The sequence below is a fragment of the Micromonospora wenchangensis genome (assembly GCF_002210435.1).
Classification (GTDB): Bacteria; Actinomycetota; Actinomycetes; order Mycobacteriales; family Micromonosporaceae; genus Micromonospora; species Micromonospora wenchangensis.
Genome location: NZ_MZMV01000039.1, coordinates 13342 through 27699 on the forward strand (window position 1 = coordinate 13342; position 14358 = coordinate 27699).

15 protein-coding genes, 1 tRNA gene and 1 riboswitch are annotated in these 14358 nt (G+C 71.6%); of the genes, 5 read left to right on the forward strand and 11 right to left on the reverse strand.

The annotated features are described in order from the left end of the window. Positions 1-85 precede the first annotated feature (85 nt). Positions 86-634 carry a phosphoribosyltransferase gene (locus tag B5D80_RS21435; protein ID WP_088645708.1) on the forward strand — a complete coding sequence of 183 codons (549 nt, stop codon included), beginning with the start codon at positions 86-88 and terminating at the stop codon, positions 632-634. Positions 635-648: 14 nt separating this feature from the next. On the opposite strand, the gene B5D80_RS21440 is transcribed toward B5D80_RS21435, so the two are convergent. Further along, positions 649-1191, reverse strand: coding sequence for an alpha/beta hydrolase (locus B5D80_RS21440; RefSeq protein ID WP_088645709.1), 543 nt, complete (start codon positions 1189-1191; stop codon positions 649-651). Positions 1192-1292: 101 nt separating this feature from the next. Between B5D80_RS21440 and B5D80_RS21445 the strand changes: the two genes are divergently transcribed. Then, positions 1293-1724 carry an ASCH domain-containing protein gene (locus B5D80_RS21445; protein ID WP_088645710.1) on the forward strand — a complete coding sequence of 144 codons (432 nt, stop codon included), beginning with the start codon at positions 1293-1295 and terminating at the stop codon, positions 1722-1724. Positions 1725-1748: 24 nt separating this feature from the next. Here B5D80_RS21445 and B5D80_RS21450 read toward each other — a convergent pair whose 3' ends face one another. From B5D80_RS21450 to B5D80_RS21465, 4 genes are all read right to left on the reverse strand, one after another. Then, complete coding sequence (locus tag B5D80_RS21450) at positions 1749-2636, reverse strand: LLM class flavin-dependent oxidoreductase (RefSeq protein WP_211291598.1); 888 nt, start codon at positions 2634-2636, stop codon at positions 1749-1751. 58 nt (positions 2637-2694) lie between these two features. Continuing rightward, on the reverse strand, positions 2695-2958 hold the full coding sequence (locus B5D80_RS21455; RefSeq protein ID WP_088645711.1) for a bacteriocin immunity protein: 264 nt from the start codon (positions 2956-2958) through the stop codon (positions 2695-2697). Positions 2959-3339: 381 nt separating this feature from the next. Continuing rightward, the gene (locus B5D80_RS21460; protein WP_211291599.1) at positions 3340-3570 is read right to left on the reverse strand and encodes a hypothetical protein; all 231 of its coding nucleotides are present in this window, start codon (positions 3568-3570) and stop codon (positions 3340-3342) included. Positions 3571-3685: 115 nt separating this feature from the next. Beyond that, positions 3686-3759: transfer RNA gene (locus B5D80_RS21465), tRNA-Gly, on the reverse strand. Between the two features lie 234 nt (positions 3760-3993). Here B5D80_RS21465 and B5D80_RS21470 point away from each other — a divergent pair. Beyond that, on the forward strand, positions 3994-5016 hold the full coding sequence (locus B5D80_RS21470) for a zinc metalloprotease (protein ID WP_088645713.1): 1023 nt from the start codon (positions 3994-3996) through the stop codon (positions 5014-5016). A gap of 71 nt (positions 5017-5087) precedes the next feature. On the opposite strand, the gene B5D80_RS21475 is transcribed toward B5D80_RS21470, so the two are convergent. After that, entirely contained in the window at positions 5088-5642 is a 555-nt protein-coding gene (locus tag B5D80_RS21475; RefSeq protein WP_088645714.1) for a pyridoxamine 5'-phosphate oxidase family protein, read from the reverse strand. 134 nt (positions 5643-5776) lie between these two features. Between B5D80_RS21475 and dcd the strand changes: the two genes are divergently transcribed. After that, positions 5777-6355, forward strand: coding sequence for a dCTP deaminase (gene dcd / locus B5D80_RS21480; protein WP_088645715.1), 579 nt, complete (start codon positions 5777-5779; stop codon positions 6353-6355). A gap of 51 nt (positions 6356-6406) precedes the next feature. Here dcd and B5D80_RS21485 read toward each other — a convergent pair whose 3' ends face one another. The 4 genes from B5D80_RS21485 to B5D80_RS21500 all read right to left on the reverse strand — a co-directional run bounded on the left by B5D80_RS21485 (position 6407) and on the right by B5D80_RS21500 (position 11232). Beyond that, positions 6407-7384 (reverse strand): C40 family peptidase, encoded by a 978-nt coding sequence (locus tag B5D80_RS21485; RefSeq protein ID WP_245854847.1) that lies wholly within the window; start codon positions 7382-7384, stop codon positions 6407-6409. A gap of 75 nt (positions 7385-7459) precedes the next feature. Then, positions 7460-7596, reverse strand: a riboswitch (cyclic di-AMP (ydaO/yuaA leader). A gap of 155 nt (positions 7597-7751) precedes the next feature. After that, positions 7752-8750, reverse strand: a complete 999-nt coding sequence (locus B5D80_RS21490; protein WP_169733088.1) for a C40 family peptidase — start codon at positions 8748-8750, stop codon at positions 7752-7754. Between the two features lie 177 nt (positions 8751-8927). After that, on the reverse strand, positions 8928-9932 hold the full coding sequence (locus B5D80_RS21495) for a hemolysin family protein (RefSeq protein ID WP_088645718.1): 1005 nt from the start codon (positions 9930-9932) through the stop codon (positions 8928-8930). Beyond that, positions 9925-11232 carry a hemolysin family protein gene (locus tag B5D80_RS21500; protein ID WP_088645760.1) on the reverse strand — a complete coding sequence of 436 codons (1308 nt, stop codon included), beginning with the start codon at positions 11230-11232 and terminating at the stop codon, positions 9925-9927. Before B5D80_RS21500 ends, B5D80_RS21495 begins: the two co-directional genes overlap by 8 nt. 131 nt (positions 11233-11363) lie before the next feature. Between B5D80_RS21500 and B5D80_RS21505 the strand changes: the two genes are divergently transcribed. Then, a complete protein-coding gene (locus B5D80_RS21505; protein WP_088645719.1) occupies positions 11364-12044 on the forward strand; it encodes a GOLPH3/VPS74 family protein in 681 nt (226 codons plus the stop codon). Positions 12045-12134: 90 nt separating this feature from the next. Here the strand turns inward: B5D80_RS21505 and B5D80_RS21510 are convergent, their stop codons facing one another. Further along, entirely contained in the window at positions 12135-14351 is a 2217-nt protein-coding gene (locus tag B5D80_RS21510; protein WP_088645720.1) for a (Fe-S)-binding protein, read from the reverse strand. Between the last annotated feature and the right edge of the window lie 7 nt (positions 14352-14358).

The following is a 14358-nucleotide window of genomic DNA, read 5'->3' on the forward strand; positions in this document are numbered from 1 at the left end:
TGATACGTGTGACCGATCAGCCGAGGACCGCTGGGCCGCACGGGCCAGAATGCCACCGATGGCATTCACCGCCGAGGATGTGGGCATGACCGCTGCGCTGCGTACCCGCCTCGCCGAACTGTTCGCCTGGGTCGATCCCGGGCCGGGCAGCAGCCACCTGGTCAGCGACGTGTCCCGCTGGTGGCGGGACCCGCAGGTGCTGGCCGCACTCGGTCCGGCCCTGGTCGCGCCGTTCCGCGCCGAGCGGCCCACCGTCGTCGTCGCCCCCGCGGTGACCGGGCTGATGCTCGGACCGCTCGCCGCGACCGCCCTGGGCGTCGGCTTCGTCCCGGCCCACAAGCCCGGTGACGGACGCCTCCCCGCCGGCCCGCTGACCTGGGCCCGGAGCCCACCCGACTTCCGGGGCCGGCAGGTCGACCTCGCGGTACGCGACGACCGGCTCGACGCGGACGACCGGGTGCTCATGGTCGACGACTGGGTCGCCACCGGCGCCCAGGTGCGGGCCGTCCGGGACCTCTGCGCCGCCCGGGGCGCGCACTGGGTCGGCGTCGCCGCGGTGGTCGTCGACCTGCCCGACCCGGTCGCCGCCGAACTGGGCGTACGCGGGCTGCTCACCCCCGCCGACCTGCCCTGACCCACGCTCCGGTGTCAGCCCGGCCAGGTGAGCCGCACGAACTCCTCGACCGCCGTGCAGACCTGTCCGAGTACCTCGGCCGAGCGGGCCAGTGGGCCGGGCACCAGCAGCCCGTGGTCGGCGTCCGGCACCTCCAGCACGTGCGGGGTGAGCCGCCGCGCCACCGCGCCGTCCCACGCCCCGTCGGCCGTACCGCCGACCAGCAGGAAAGGCGCGGACGCCCGGTCCAGCGCCGCCACCACCTCGGGGCGGTGCAGCAGCGGCGTCAACCAGATCGCGGCCAGCCCCCGGTCGGCGGCGAGTGGGGCGGCCAGGGTGCCGAGCGACTTGGCGACCAGCAGATCAGTCGGTGTTTCCAGGGTCGGGGCGACCTGCCCGGCGACCCAGTCCATCGCCACCGACGGGGGCGCGCCGTCCATCCCGATCCCCTCCGGCGGCTGCCAGCCGATTTCGTGGACGTCGAAGCCCGCCCGGCGCAGGCCCTCACCCGGGTAGGCGAACAGCGGGTAGTGGGTGTCGTAGCCCCGTCCGGGAACGAGTACCGCGCGTCGGTCCATGGTTCCTCCCGTCGTCGGACCCACCGTAGCGACGGCGGAGCCGACAGTGGGGGCGTCGAAACCGGGCGACGAGAGATCGACGCGGCGGTAGCCTCGGCCGCATGTGGCCACGGATCGGCGGACTCCGCACGCTCGCCCTCGGCACCCCCGGCGAGGTGCGCACCACGCTCAACACGCTGGTGCTGGCCGGGGTGAAGACGGCCACCGCCGGCCTGCTCACCGAGTACGCCGACGAGACCGAGGAGTTGGAGCACGTCGGCGAACGGCTGGCCCTGGTCGACGACCGGGACGCCCTCGTCGGGGTGGTCGAGGTGACCGGGATCGAGGTCGTCCCCTTCTCCGGGGTCTCCTGGGACTTCGCCCGCTCCGAGGGGGAGGGGGACCGGTCCATCGAGGACTGGCGGGCGGGGCACGCCGGCTACTGGGCGCGGGTCGGCACCCCGGTCACCGACGACACCGAGATCGTCTGCATCCGGTTCCGGCTGGTCTCGGCCGGCGACGGCGGGACGCCCACCGGCGACCTCGGCACCTGAACGCCCCTGGGCACGGCACCCCGGTCAGGCCGTCCGCAGCTCCGGCAGCAGCCGGGTGGCGACGTCGGCCAGCACCGCCTCGTCGCCCGCATACCAACTGCTGGCCCGGGGCCAGTGGGTGATCACGTCGGTGAAGCCGAGCGCCGCCGCCCGCGCCACCTGCTCGGCGAAGAAGTCGGCGCTGCGCAGCGAGAAGACCGGCGCCGAGTCCAGGGAGAGGTAGCGGGGCAGGCCCGCCGGGTCCCGGCCGGCCTCGCCGAGGGTACGGTCCATCCGGGCACAGAGCGTCGCCACCCCGTCCCACCAGGCCGTCAGCTCCTCCTCACCGGTTCCGGTGGTGACCCAGCCCTGACCGAACCGGGCGACCAGCCGCATCGACCGGGGCCCGTTGGCGGCCATCACGAACGGCACCCGGGGCTGCTGCACGCAGCCCGGGTTGTTGCGGGCGTCCACCGCGCTGAACCAGTCGCCCCGCCAGGTGGTGCCGTCCTCCCGCAGGATCAGGTCCAGCAGTTCGGTGAACTCGCCGAACCGGTCCACGCGTGGCCGGGGCGGCAGCGTCTCGCCGCCCAGCACCGCCGAGTCGAACCCGATGCCGCCCGCACCGAGGCCCAGCAGCAGCCGCCCGCCGCAGATGTCGTCGAGGGTGGTGACCTGCCGGGCGAACGCCGCCGGATGCCGGAAGTTGGGCGAGGCGACCAGGGTGCCCAGCCGCACCCGTTCGGTGACCATGGCGGCGGCGGTCAGCGTCGACATCGAGTCGAACCAGGGACCGTCGACCAGGTCCCGCCAACCCAGGTGGTCGTACGTCCAGGCGTGGTCGAAGCCCCACTCGTCCACCTGCTGCCAGCGCCGACGCGCCTCCGGCCAGCGCTGGTCGGGGAGGATCACAATGCCAATCCGCATGATCACCAGCGTACGTCCCGCCACCGGCCCCGCCGTTCCCGCGCCGGCTGCGCGCGCACGTGGGTCAGTCGGGCCGGACCTGCTCCTCGGTCTTTGGCCACGGGGTGGCCTGCATCGCGATCGGCCGGTAGGCCAGCGCACGGTCGACGACCTCGGTGGCCGTCAGCTCCGGGATGGTCGTGAAGATCAGATCGGAGACGTCCGGGCAGACGAGGTCGCGTTCGAGTCTGTCCAGCCAGTCGTTCAGCTCACCGTCGCCGGCATAGTCGAGCCGCATGATCCGCTCGATGAGGGCGACGGCCTCGTCGCGGGTCAGCCTCGCCGGCACGGTGACCTCCTCGGAGCAGGGTCGATGGCACCCACATGATCCTCGGCGAGGGAGTGTCGCGGTTTCCGGCCCGGGCTGTCGTCCAGGTCAGTCCGGGGTCGGGTAAGTCCTGGCGCGTCCTTTCGAGCTGATGCCGTCAACGAATCAGACGGCGAGTGGCAGGCGGCGGGTGACGGGTGGCCGGCGGCGGGTGACGGGTGGCCGGCGACGGACGGCGTGCTGTGCTGACGTCGACACCGCTGCGGCCACCGGCGCGAATCGTTCACGTCATCAGGTCCAAAGGACGCGCAGGTGCATCCGCTCCCCCCGCCATACGGCTCAGGCGGCTTCAGGTCGCCGAGGTCAGCCTGCGTAACGCCAGCCCCGACACCACGCAAGGTGTCAATCACGTCGAAGCGGATTGTCGGCTGTCGAAGGGGCTTCCGCGCGTTCGTCCTGTACCTGGATCTCCTGTCTGGCCCGGTGGGCACCAGGGTTGTATACCTCGTCGATCGGGCCCATCAGCCCAGCGCCCACGCCACTACGCCGGACCCGACGTGCGAGCCAGACAAGCCCGGCCAGGATCACGACGAGGCTGCCGACAACCATCAGTAGCGCCACGACAGCATCCACGCGACTCAGCCTAGGACGAGGCAATGGCCTGCTGATGGCCCGGCTCTGTTTCAGCGTGACCCGCAACCACGGAAGCCCTGGGCAGGACGTCTGTCCTGCCCAGGGCTTCCGTGCGTGGAGCGGGTGACGGGAATCGAACCCGCACTGTCAGCTTGGGAAGCTGATGTTCTGCCATTGAACTACACCCGCAAGCGGCACCACTGTACCTGAGGTGACCACGCCCGCGCACCCGGGCACCCCCGCGCGCCGTCGACAACCAATCGTGATCATCAGGACACCCAGGGTGCAAAAGAAACGGTCAGATGTTTCACAGAAGCAGCTTGGGGACGTTCTCAAACGTGTCGATCAGTTGTAACGTCACCCCCACGTTCACGACCTCGGCGCGACATACCCCCTGTCGCGCCGCCAGAAAGAGGTGGGCCCATGGGACTGCGTCCCAACCTGCTGACCCGGCGTGCCGCCGGTGTCGCGTCGACGACCTTCGCGCTGCTGTTGAGCACCGCTGCGGTGGGCGTCGTACCCGCTGCTTCCGCGTACTCCGCCGCCCCCGACAACACCTCCTGCGCGGAGCCGGCCGACGTCCACTCCGACGCCCGCGTCCGTGGCGGCAGCAAGGCCGCCCACAAGCGGCACGACCCGAACGAGCTGACCGCCAAGCAGGTCCAGGAGCGGGAGGCCGAGTTCGCTGCCGCCCTGCGCAACAGCGCCCTGCGGTCGAAGTCCAGCTACCGCACCGGCTCGACCGAGGGCAAGACGGTGGCGCTGGCCCCGATCAGCATCCCGGTCGTCGTGCACGTCATCCAGCGGGACAGCACCCGGGCCGGGGGCAACATCCCCGACTCGATGATCAACTCGCAGATCAGCGTGCTCAACCAGGCGTACAGCGGTGCGACCGGCGGGGCCGCCACGGGTTTCACGTTCCAGCTCCAGAAGATCAACCGGGTCACCAACGCGTCGTGGTACCCGATCGTGCAGGGCTCCTCGGCCGAGCGGTCGATGAAGACCTCGCTGCGCACCGGCGGCAAGAACACCCTCAACATGTACCTGGGTGAGCTGAGCGACGACCTGCTCGGCTGGGCGACCTTCCCCAAGCGCACCCTGGACGTGATGGACGGCGTCGTGGTGCTCGGCGAGTCGCTGCCGAACGGCACCGCCACCAACTACAACCTGGGCGACACCGGCACCCACGAGGTCGGCCACTGGCTGAACCTCTACCACACCTTCCAGGGTGGCTGCTCGGGCTCGGGCGACGGCGTCTCGGACACCCCGGCCGAGCGTGAGCCGGCCTACCAGTGCCCGACCGGCCGGGACACCTGCACCGCGACCGGCAAGGACCCGATCACCAACTTCATGGACTACACCTACGACTCGTGCATGTACCAGTTCACCGCTGGGCAGGCGAGCCGCATGGTGAACGCCTGGAACGCGTACCGCGCGTCGGCCTGACCGGCGGCACGGCACAGCGTCGGGTGCCGGCTCCGTCCCTTGGGGACGGGGCCGGCACCGTCGTTTCCGGGTCAGGCGGCGGTGCGGCGGGTGTCGAAGCCGTGCCGCCCGCGCCGGGACGGTCGCTGGTCGGGCAGGCCGGCGACACCGTGCCGACCGGGGACCGGGTCGAGCCAGACCTGCACGGCGGGACGCCCGGCGTCGCCGCTGAACGGGCCGCCGTGGTCACGGCGGGTGAGCATCGCGACGTCGACGCTGAACTCGAACAGCCGCCAGTCGACCTGGGGAGCGGCCCGACCGATCTCGGCCACCAGCGCCACCCGGGCCGGATCGGTCACCGGCTCGGCGCGACCGGCGACGTACGCCTCGTCGTCGCTCTCCTCCGGCGGGAACGAGTGGAGCGCGTAGCGGCCGTCGCGTTCGAGGTCACGCCGCTTGGGCGAGTCGACCACGAAGCAGAACAGCCCGCCGTCGGTGACCAGCGGGCAGACCGGGTGCACCCGGGGACCGCCGTCGGCGCGAACGGTGGCCAGGTAGCCGAAACCCGACCCGTACTGCTGGAGGAGAAGGCGGATCCCGTCGGCGAGGCGGGGCTCGTCGGCGGCGAATGCGGACCAGGATGCCATGCGGTCATCCTATCGAACAGACGTACTAAAATCAGTCCGACACGCAGGTCGAACGGCCTGACGTACGCGTCGGGGCCGGCCGGTGGGGCGGCCCGGTGGGCGGGTCCGGCCGGGGCGCTGGATATGGTGTCCCGATGCTGCTCTCCGACCGGGACCTCGTCTCCGAGATCAAGGCCGGCGCGTTGGCGCTGGAGCCGTTCGAGCCGAGTCTGGTGCAGCCCTCAAGCATCGACGTGCGCCTGGACAAGCTGTTCCGGGTGTTCAACAACCACCTCTACACCCACATCGACCCGTCGCTGCAACAGGACGACCTGACGTCGATGGTCGAGGTGCCCGCGGGCGAGCCGTTCGTGCTGCACCCGGGCGAGTTCGTGCTCGCCTCCACGCTCGAGGTCATCTCGCTCGGCGACCAGCTCGCCGGCCGGCTGGAGGGCAAGTCGAGCCTGGGCCGGCTGGGGCTGCTCACCCACTCGACCGCCGGGTTCATCGACCCGGGCTTCTCCGGCCACGTCACGCTGGAACTGTCGAACGTGGCCAACCTGCCGATCACCCTCTGGCCGGGCATGAAGATCGGCCAGCTCTGCATCTTCCGGCTCTCCTCGCCGGCCGAGCACCCGTACGGGTCCGCCGTGTACGGGTCGCGCTACCAGGGCCAGCGGGGGCCGACCCCCAGCCGTTCCTGGCAGAACTGGCGCACCTGGCCCACCCGCTGACGCGGCGTGCCGCGCGTCCGGGCCCCTGGGCCGGGGCCCGGACGCTGTGGCTCAGCCGGGTCGGCCGTAGCTGTTGACCGGTCCGTCGTCGACCCGCTTCATCGTGATCGGCTTGCCGGCCTGGGAGGCGTGCACGACCCAACCGTCCCCGACGTACATCCCGACGTGGTGCAGGTCGGAGTAGTAGAAGACGAGGTCGCCGGGGCGCAGGTCGGCCCGGCTCACCCGGTCGGTGACCTGGCGCTGCTGCCGGGCGTTGTGCGGCAACGACACCCCGGCCTTCGCCCAGGCCGCCATGGTCAGCCCGGAACAGTCGTAGTTGTTCGGGCCGGCCGCGCCCCACACGTACAGCTTGCCGATCTGGGCGCAGGCGAAGTTGACCGCCGTACCGGCCGGGCCACCGGGGTAGCCGGCGGGGCACGGGGCCGGGCGCAGCTTGCCGCCGCCGCCGTTGCCGTAGACCGTGAGCCGCAGCTTCTGCAACCTGTCGATCTCGGTGTTGATCTGCTTCTTACGGGCCGCGAGCTGCGCTTCGGTACGGGTGAGCTGGGCGACCATCTCGTCCAACGGCGCCTTGGTCGCGGCGAGTTCGTCGCGTAGCTGGGCGACCTCCCGCACCTCGCGCTGCTGGCGGCTGGCGAACCGGTCCAGCAGCCCCAGTTGCTCTACCACCTGGCTCGGGCTGCGACTGCCCAGCAGGGCGTTGACGGTGGACACGTTCTCGCCCTTGTACGCCTGGACGGCGAGGCCGCTGACCTGGTTCATCGCCTGGTCGACGCGGCGTTGCAGAGGAGCGATCCGCTTGCCTAGCGCGTCGGCCTGCCGGCGCTTGGCGGCGAGGTCGATGCGGGTGGCGTTGTGCTGTTCGATGAGCGGTTCGAGCTTGTTCCAGTCCTGGTCGATCTGTCGCTCGATCTCGGCGACCGAGGGGTCGGCGTGCGCCGCCGTGGGGCCACCGGTCAACACGACCGCGGCGGCGGCCAGGATGGCGAGGGTGGTGGTGAAGCGGGACCAGCGTGGGCGCGGCACAGTCGTGTTCCGGGCGACCTGGGTCGTCCGGTGCGACGGTGGCCGCGGGGCATGGTGTGCCACCGGGCTCCGGGCTCCTTCTTCCTCGACCGCCTACCGGGTTAGCTGACGGGTTCGGGCGGGAAGGGAGCGCCCTACCGCGATGGTCGCGGATTCACCCCGGCGTACCTGGGTCCCCGGCTCGCCCGGAGGCGACTCGGCGGTGTCGGCCGACGCCACCCCGGGCGGGGCGGACCTGGTGCCGACCGACGATTGACCAGAGTAGAGACGGTCGTTATCGATCCGCAACCCGCCGGGCCGGCACGGTCCGTGACCGGAAAACACGCAACCCCCGGCCCGATGGGCCGGGGGTTGGCGTATGAGCTGCTCAGGGGCGGCGGAAGCCGGCCACCGGCATGTAGTTGATGCTGGTCACCTGGACCGGCTTACCGGTCCGGGGCGCGTGCACCATCATGTCGTTGCCCAGGTAGAGCCCGACGTGGTGCAGGTCGCTGAAGAAGAACACCAGGTCGCCGGGGCGGGCCTCGGAGCGCGGGATGGCCTTGCCCTCGTTCCACTGCGCACCGGTGAAGTGGGTCAGCGAGATGCCGGCCGCCTTGTACGCGAACTGGGTGAGCCCGGAGCAGTCGAACGAGTTCGGCCCGGTGGCGCCCCAGACGTACGGGTCACCGACCTGGGCGCAGGCGGTCGCGATCGCGGTCCGGGCGGCGGAGCTGACCACGCCGTTGATCGTGGGGCAGCCGTTCACCTTCACCGTGGTCTTCGGCATCGCCGCCTGCAGCCGCTTGATCTCGGCGTTGATCTGCTTCTTCTTGGCCGCGAGTTCCTTCTCCTGCTTCACCTCGGCGGCGATCAGGGTGTCGAGCTTCTGCTTCTCGGCGTCGTACTTGCGGCGCACCACGAGCACGGCCTCGACCTCCCGGCGCTGCTCGGCGGCGAGCCGGTCCAGGATGGTCAGCTGCGCGGCGAGGGTGCCCGGCTTGGTGGTGGTGAGCAGCGCGCTCAGCTCCTGCGAGGGGCCGGACTTGTAGTAGCGGGAGGCGAGGTCACCGACCCGGCCCAGGGCGAGTTCGCTCTGCAGCGCCAGCGGCTCGATCTTCTTCTGGAGGTCGGCCGCCTTCTTGCGGTTGACCTTCAGCTGCTCCTGGACTTTGTGGTGGCTCTCGATGGTCGGTTCGATCTGCTCCCACTGCTTGTCGAGGGCCGCCTCGATCTCCTCGGGCGACGGCGCGGCGTGGGCCGGCACGGCGAGCATCCCGGCACCTACGGCGACCGCCGCGACCAGGGTGAGCAGGCGGCGGGCGACCCGCCGGAGGGCTGCCGGCCGTACGGGCGGCTGGCCCTGGGCGTGACGGTGAGGGGGCATGGTTGCCACCGGCGTCGACTCCTTTGCAACCGACCGCCGGGCGCCTCGCTAAGGGGAAGAAGGAGGCAGACGTCCCACAGCGGCCGGTGCAACATTAGGGGCAGTCGCGGTGGGGAATCAAGGCGGGTGGGCACTCCATCACATCAGTGCAATCGCTTGCACACAAAGGGTGTCCACTCAATTTCCAACGATGGCCGTCAATACGTCGTCGAGCGTGACCACACCCAGCGGACGGCGACCGTCGCTCACCAGCACCATGTGCCGCCGCTCGCGCCGCATCGCCAACAGCAGATCGGCCAGCGTACGGTCCGGCGGGACCACCGCCAGCGGCCGGTAGACCTCGGCCGGCACCGGCGCGCGACGGGCCACCCCGGCGTACCCGAGGACGTCCTTGACGTGCACGAACCCCAGCACCCGGCGGGTGGAACGCTGCACCACCGGGAACCGGGACCGGCCGGTGCTGGTCGCCAGCACCTCCAGCGAGGCCGGTGAGACGTCCTCCGCCACCGTGGTGACCGTGGACCAGGGCTGCAACGCGTCGGCCGCCGTCCGGTCGTGCAACGCCAGCGCCCCGGTGATCCGGGCGTGCTCCTCGGCGTCGAGCAGCCCCTCGGTGCGGGCCTGGGCGACCAGCCCGGCCAGCTCCTCGGCGGTGAAGACCGTCTTGACCGCGTCGGTCGCCTCCACCGCCCACAGCCGCAGCACCTGCCGCGCCGCCCACTTCATCGCCAGCAGCAACGGCTTGGTGGCCAGGCAGAACGCCAGCATCGCCGGCCCCAGCCAGAGCGCCGACGGCTCCGGCCCGGCCAGGGTGATGTTCTTGGGCACCATCTCGCCCACGACGGTGTGCAGGAACACCACCACGCACAGGGCGATCAGGAAGGAGACCGGGTGCACCGCGCCCGCCGGCAGCGGCACCGCGTGGAACACCGGCTCCAGCAGGTGGGCCAGGGCCGGCTCGGCGATCGCCCCCAACCCGAGCGAGCAGACGGTGATGCCGAGCTGCGCCCCGGCGATCATCAGCGGGATCTGGTTCATCGCCGACAACGCCCACCGGGCCCGCTGCGAGGTGGCGGCCAACGGCTCCACCACCGTACGACGCGACGCGATCAGGGCGAACTCGCTGCCCACGAAGAACGCGTTGCCGAGCAGCAGCACCACCGCGACCAGCAGCTCAGTCATCGGCGTGCGGCTCCTCGGGACGGACCACCCGCACCTGTTCGATGCGGTGCCGCTCCACCTCGACGACGGTGAACGCGTAGCCGTCCGCACGGGTCGTCTCGCCCGGCAACGGGATGTGCCCCAACCGGGCCATCAGAAAGCCCGCCAGCGTCTCGTACGGGCCCTCGGGGAGCCGGAAGCCGGTCTGCTCGAACAGTTCGTCCCCGCGCAGCACCCCGTCGACCAGGACGGTCCGTTCCCCGCCCGGCACGGTCAGCCCGGTGGCGTGGGCGTCGTCCACGGTGGCCGGGTCGAACTCGTCGGCGATCTCCCCGACCAGCTCCTCGACCAGGTCCTCGACGGTCACCACCCCGTCGGTGCCGCCGTACTCGTCGACGACGATGGCCAGGTCGGACCCGGCGGCCTTCAGCGCCGCCAGCACGCCGTCGAGGTCCAGGCTCTCCGGGACGTACACCGGTTCACGGGCGACCGAGGCGACGGTGGTGCGGGCCCGCGCGGCCAGCGGCACACCGAGCGCGTCCGGCACGGCCGCGACCCCGGTGACCAGGTCGAGGGTCTCCTCGAAGACGGGGAACCGGGTACGGCCGGTCCGCCGGGACAGGTCCAGCAGCTCGGCGACGGTGGCGGTGGCCCGCAACGCGATCACGTCCACCCGGGGGGTCATCGCCTCGGCGGCCCGCTTGTCGCCGAAGCGGATGGTCCGGCGCAGCAGCATCGCGGTGTCCGGCGGCAGCGCGCCCGCCCGGGCCGAGATGGCCGCGAGCAGCCCGAGTTCCTCCGGGGACCGGGCGCTGGCCAGTTCCTCCTGCGGTTCCACCCCGAGCTGGCGGACCAGCCGGTTCGCCGAGTTGTTCAGCCCCCTGATGAGCCAGCCGAAGGCCCGGGAGAAGGCCCGCATCGGCCCGGCGGTGGCCAGGGCCGCCGGCATCGGCCGGGCCAGCGCCAGGTTCTTCGGCACCAGCTCACCGAAGAGCATCGACAGCAGGGTGGCCAGCGCCAGGGCGAGCAGCGGGCCGAACCGGTCCGCACCGCCCAGCGGGGCCAGCAGCGGCGCGAACAGCCGGGACAGGGCGGGCTCGGCCAGGTAGCCGGTGAGCAGCGCGGTGAGGGTGATGCCGAGCTGCGCCCCGGAGAGCTGGAAGGACAGTTCGCGCAGCGCCCGGCGTACCGTGGCGGCGGTGACGTCGCCGGTCTCGGCCCGCCTGTCGATCTCCGCCCGGTCGACGGTGACCAGGGCGAACTCGGCCGCGACGAAGAACGCGTTGCCGGCGGTCAGCAGCACGAAGCCGGCCAGGGGCAGCAGCGTGCCGAGCAGCAGTGAGTCGATGGGCGTGATTGTTTCAGATCCGCCCCCGGCGGTCACCGGGGCGTGGCACACGGTCACCGGCCGCCGCCGGGCAGGGTTCGTGCCATCGGGTTAGCGTGGACGGCATGGCACCGCTCACCCTCGCTGACGAACTGGTCCTGCTCGCCTACGACGACACCGGCGTGAACCGGCTCGGCCGGCCGCACCTCGACTACGGGCTGTCCGGCGCGGTGCTGCTCGAACTGGCGCTCGCCGGTCGGGTCGAGGTGGCCGACGACCGGCTGGTGGTGACCGACCCGACGCCGGTAGGCCACCCGGTGCTCGACGACGCCCTCGCCCGGGTGGCCGCCGACGGCAAGCGCCGCCGACCCAAGGACTGGATCAGCCGGCTGGCCAAGGGGCTGCCCGACCGGGTGCTGTCGGGCCTGGTCGACACGGGGGTGCTGCGCCGGGATTCCGACCGGGTGCTGCTGGTCTTCCCGCGTACCCGTTATCCGTCGCCGACCGGCGCGGAGCCGGTGGCGGAGACGGAGGCCCGGCAGCGGATGGTCGACGCGCTGCTCGCCGACGGCCCGGTGGAGGCCCGGACGGCCGCGTTGCTCGGCCTGACCCGCGCGGTGGGGCTGGACCGCAAGCTCTTCCGGGAGTTGCCGAAGGAGCGGCTCAAGGCGCGCACCGCGGAGATCGCCGAGGGGGACTGGGCGGCCGCGGCGACGAAGAAGGCGATCGAGGAGACCCAGGCCGCGATCATGACGGCGACCACGGTCGCCACCACGGCCGCCATCGTCACCAGCACGTCGTCCTGACCGTCACAGCGTCCTGACCACCGCCGCGGCGGCGGCACCGGGGGGGGGTGCCGCCGCCGTCGTGCGTCCGCCCAGGGCGGCGGTACGGCCTCAGCCGGCGGTCGGCGCGGTCTCCTTCGCGCCGGGCGCGGTGTCCGGCTTGACCGAGCGCAGCAGCACACTGGCCACGTCGACCACCTCGACCTGCTCGCCGGCCCCCTTGCCGTTGACCCCGTCATTGAGCATCGTCGAGCAGAACGGGCAGCCGACGGCGACCGTCCGCGCCCCGGTGGACATGGCCTCCTCGACCCGGTCCACGTTGATCCGCTTGCCGATCTTCTCCTCCATCCACATCCGGGCGCCGCCGGCACCACAGCAGAAGGAGCGCTCGCTGTTGCGCGGCATCTCGATCAGGTCGGTGTCGGCCCTGCCGCCGCCGTTGACAGCGCTGCCGAGCACCTCCCGGGGCGCCGCGAAGACCCGGTTGTGCCGGCCCAGGTAGCAGGGGTCGTGGTAGGTGACCCCGCCATCGACCGGCTGCACCGGGGTGAGCCGCCCGGTGCTGACCAGGTGGGCCAGGAGCTGGGTGTGGTGTACCACCTCGAACTCGCCGCCGAGCTGGCCGTACTCGTTGCCGAGGGTGTTGAAGCAGTGCGGGCAGGTGGCGACGATCTTGCGCTTGGCCTGCTCCCGGCCCTCGAACGCCTCGTTGAGGGTCTCGACGTTCTGCTGGGCGAGCATCTGGAAGACGAACTCGTTGCCGATCCGGCGGGCCGGGTCACCGGAACAGGTCTCGCCCTCACCGAGGATGGCGAAGGAGACGCCCGCCTCGTTGAGCAGGGTGGCCACCGCGCGGGTGGTCTTCTTGGCCCGGTCCTCGAACGCGCCGGCGCAGCCCACCCAGAACAGGTACTCGAAGTCGTCGACCTCGCCGACCCGGGGCACCTCGAAGCCGAGCCCCTTGGTCCAGTCCTCACGGGTGTTCTGCGGGGCGCCCCACGGGTTGCCCTTGTTCTCCAGGTTGCGCAGCATGACGCCGGCCTCGGACGGGAAGCTCGACTCGATCAGCACCTGGTAGCGCCGCATGTCGACGATGTGGTCGACGTGCTCGATGTCGACCGGGCACTGCTCGACGCAGGCCCCGCAGGTGGTGCAGGACCACAGCACGTCCGGGTCGATGACGCCGCCGGCCTCGGCGTCGCCGATCAGCGGCTTGTCGGCCTCGGCGAGGGTGAGCACGTCGAGGTGGGCGAGCTGCGCCGCAGTGGCCTTCTCCTCGCCGGTGAGGTCCTTGCCGCCGCCAGCCAGCAGGTAGGGCGCCTTGGCGTACGCGTGGTCGCGGAGGCTGAGCACGAGCAGCTTGGGCGACAGCGGCTTGCCGGTGTTCCAGGCCGGGCACTGCGACTGGCAGCGACCGCACTCGGTGCAGGTGCTGAAGTCGAGCAGGCCCTTCCAGGTGAACTGTTCGACCTGGGCGACACCGAACTGGTCCTTCTCCGGGTCGGCCTCCTCGAAGTCGAGCGGCTTGCCGTTGCTCGTCATCGGGCGCAGCGGGCCGAGCCCGGAGCCGGCGGGCCGGGCCGGTTCCCGCTTGAAGAAGATGTTGAAGAACGCCAGGAAGCGGTGCCAGGCGACGCCCATCGTCACGTTCAGCGCGATGACGATCAACCAGGTCATCGAGATGGCGATCTTGATGAGGGCGGCGACGCTGACGCCGGCCGGCCAGGCGGGCAGCAGCGCGCCGACGGCGTGGCTGACCGGGGTGGCCCAGACCGGGTACTCGAAGTGGTCGGTGGCGACCTTGAAGCCGCGGATCACGAACCCCATGACCAGCACGGCGAGGACGACCGCCTCGACGAAGTAGCCCTGCCACATGGTGGAGCCGGTGAACCGGGAGCGCCCACCCGGACGGGTCGGCCGGTTGCGGACCCGGATCGCGATCAGCACTCCGATGCCGACCGTGCCGAGCACCGCGATCACCTCGGTGACCAGGCCGTAGACGGCGAGGCCACCGATCAGCGGCAGGCCGCCGGTCGGCGAGACGACCTCGAAGTACGCCTCCAGCACGAGCAGCGACAGCACGATGAAGCCGACCATCACGAACCAGTGCGCGGCGCCCACCACGCCCCACCGGAGCATCCGGGTGTGGCCGGCCGTCTCGACCAGCATCGTCTTCGCCCGGGTGCCCTTGTCGGCGAACCGCTCCGGCGCGGGTTGCCCCAGCCGGATGACGGCCACCATCTTCAGCACCGCGCGCACCGCGAGCCACACCGCCACGGCGGTGATGGCGGCGGCGAGGACCGTGGTGACGATCTGGACGCTGCCCATCGAGTTG

Bases quoted from the DNA above. Each gene is read 5' to 3' on its own strand.
- B5D80_RS21445 (WP_088645710.1), top strand. From the start codon at position 1,293: ATGTGGCCACGGATCGGCGGACTCCGCACGCTCGCCCTCGGCACCCCC.
- B5D80_RS21495 (WP_088645718.1), bottom strand. From the start codon at position 9,932: ATGACTGAGCTGCTGGTCGCGGTGGTGCTGCTGCTCGGCAACGCGTTC.
- B5D80_RS21440 (WP_088645709.1), bottom strand. From the start codon at position 1,191: ATGGACCGACGCGCGGTACTCGTTCCCGGACGGGGCTACGACACCCAC.
- B5D80_RS21505 (WP_088645719.1), top strand. From the start codon at position 11,364: ATGGCACCGCTCACCCTCGCTGACGAACTGGTCCTGCTCGCCTACGAC.
- B5D80_RS21470 (WP_088645713.1), top strand. From the start codon at position 3,994: ATGGGACTGCGTCCCAACCTGCTGACCCGGCGTGCCGCCGGTGTCGCG.
- dcd (WP_088645715.1), top strand. From the start codon at position 5,777: ATGCTGCTCTCCGACCGGGACCTCGTCTCCGAGATCAAGGCCGGCGCG.
- B5D80_RS21435 (WP_088645708.1), top strand. From the start codon at position 86: ATGACCGCTGCGCTGCGTACCCGCCTCGCCGAACTGTTCGCCTGGGTC.
- B5D80_RS21490 (WP_169733088.1), bottom strand. From the start codon at position 8,750: ATGCCCCCTCACCGTCACGCCCAGGGCCAGCCGCCCGTACGGCCGGCA.
- B5D80_RS21510 (WP_088645720.1), bottom strand. From the start codon at position 14,351: ATGGGCAGCGTCCAGATCGTCACCACGGTCCTCGCCGCCGCCATCACC.
- B5D80_RS21475 (WP_088645714.1), bottom strand. From the start codon at position 5,642: ATGGCATCCTGGTCCGCATTCGCCGCCGACGAGCCCCGCCTCGCCGAC.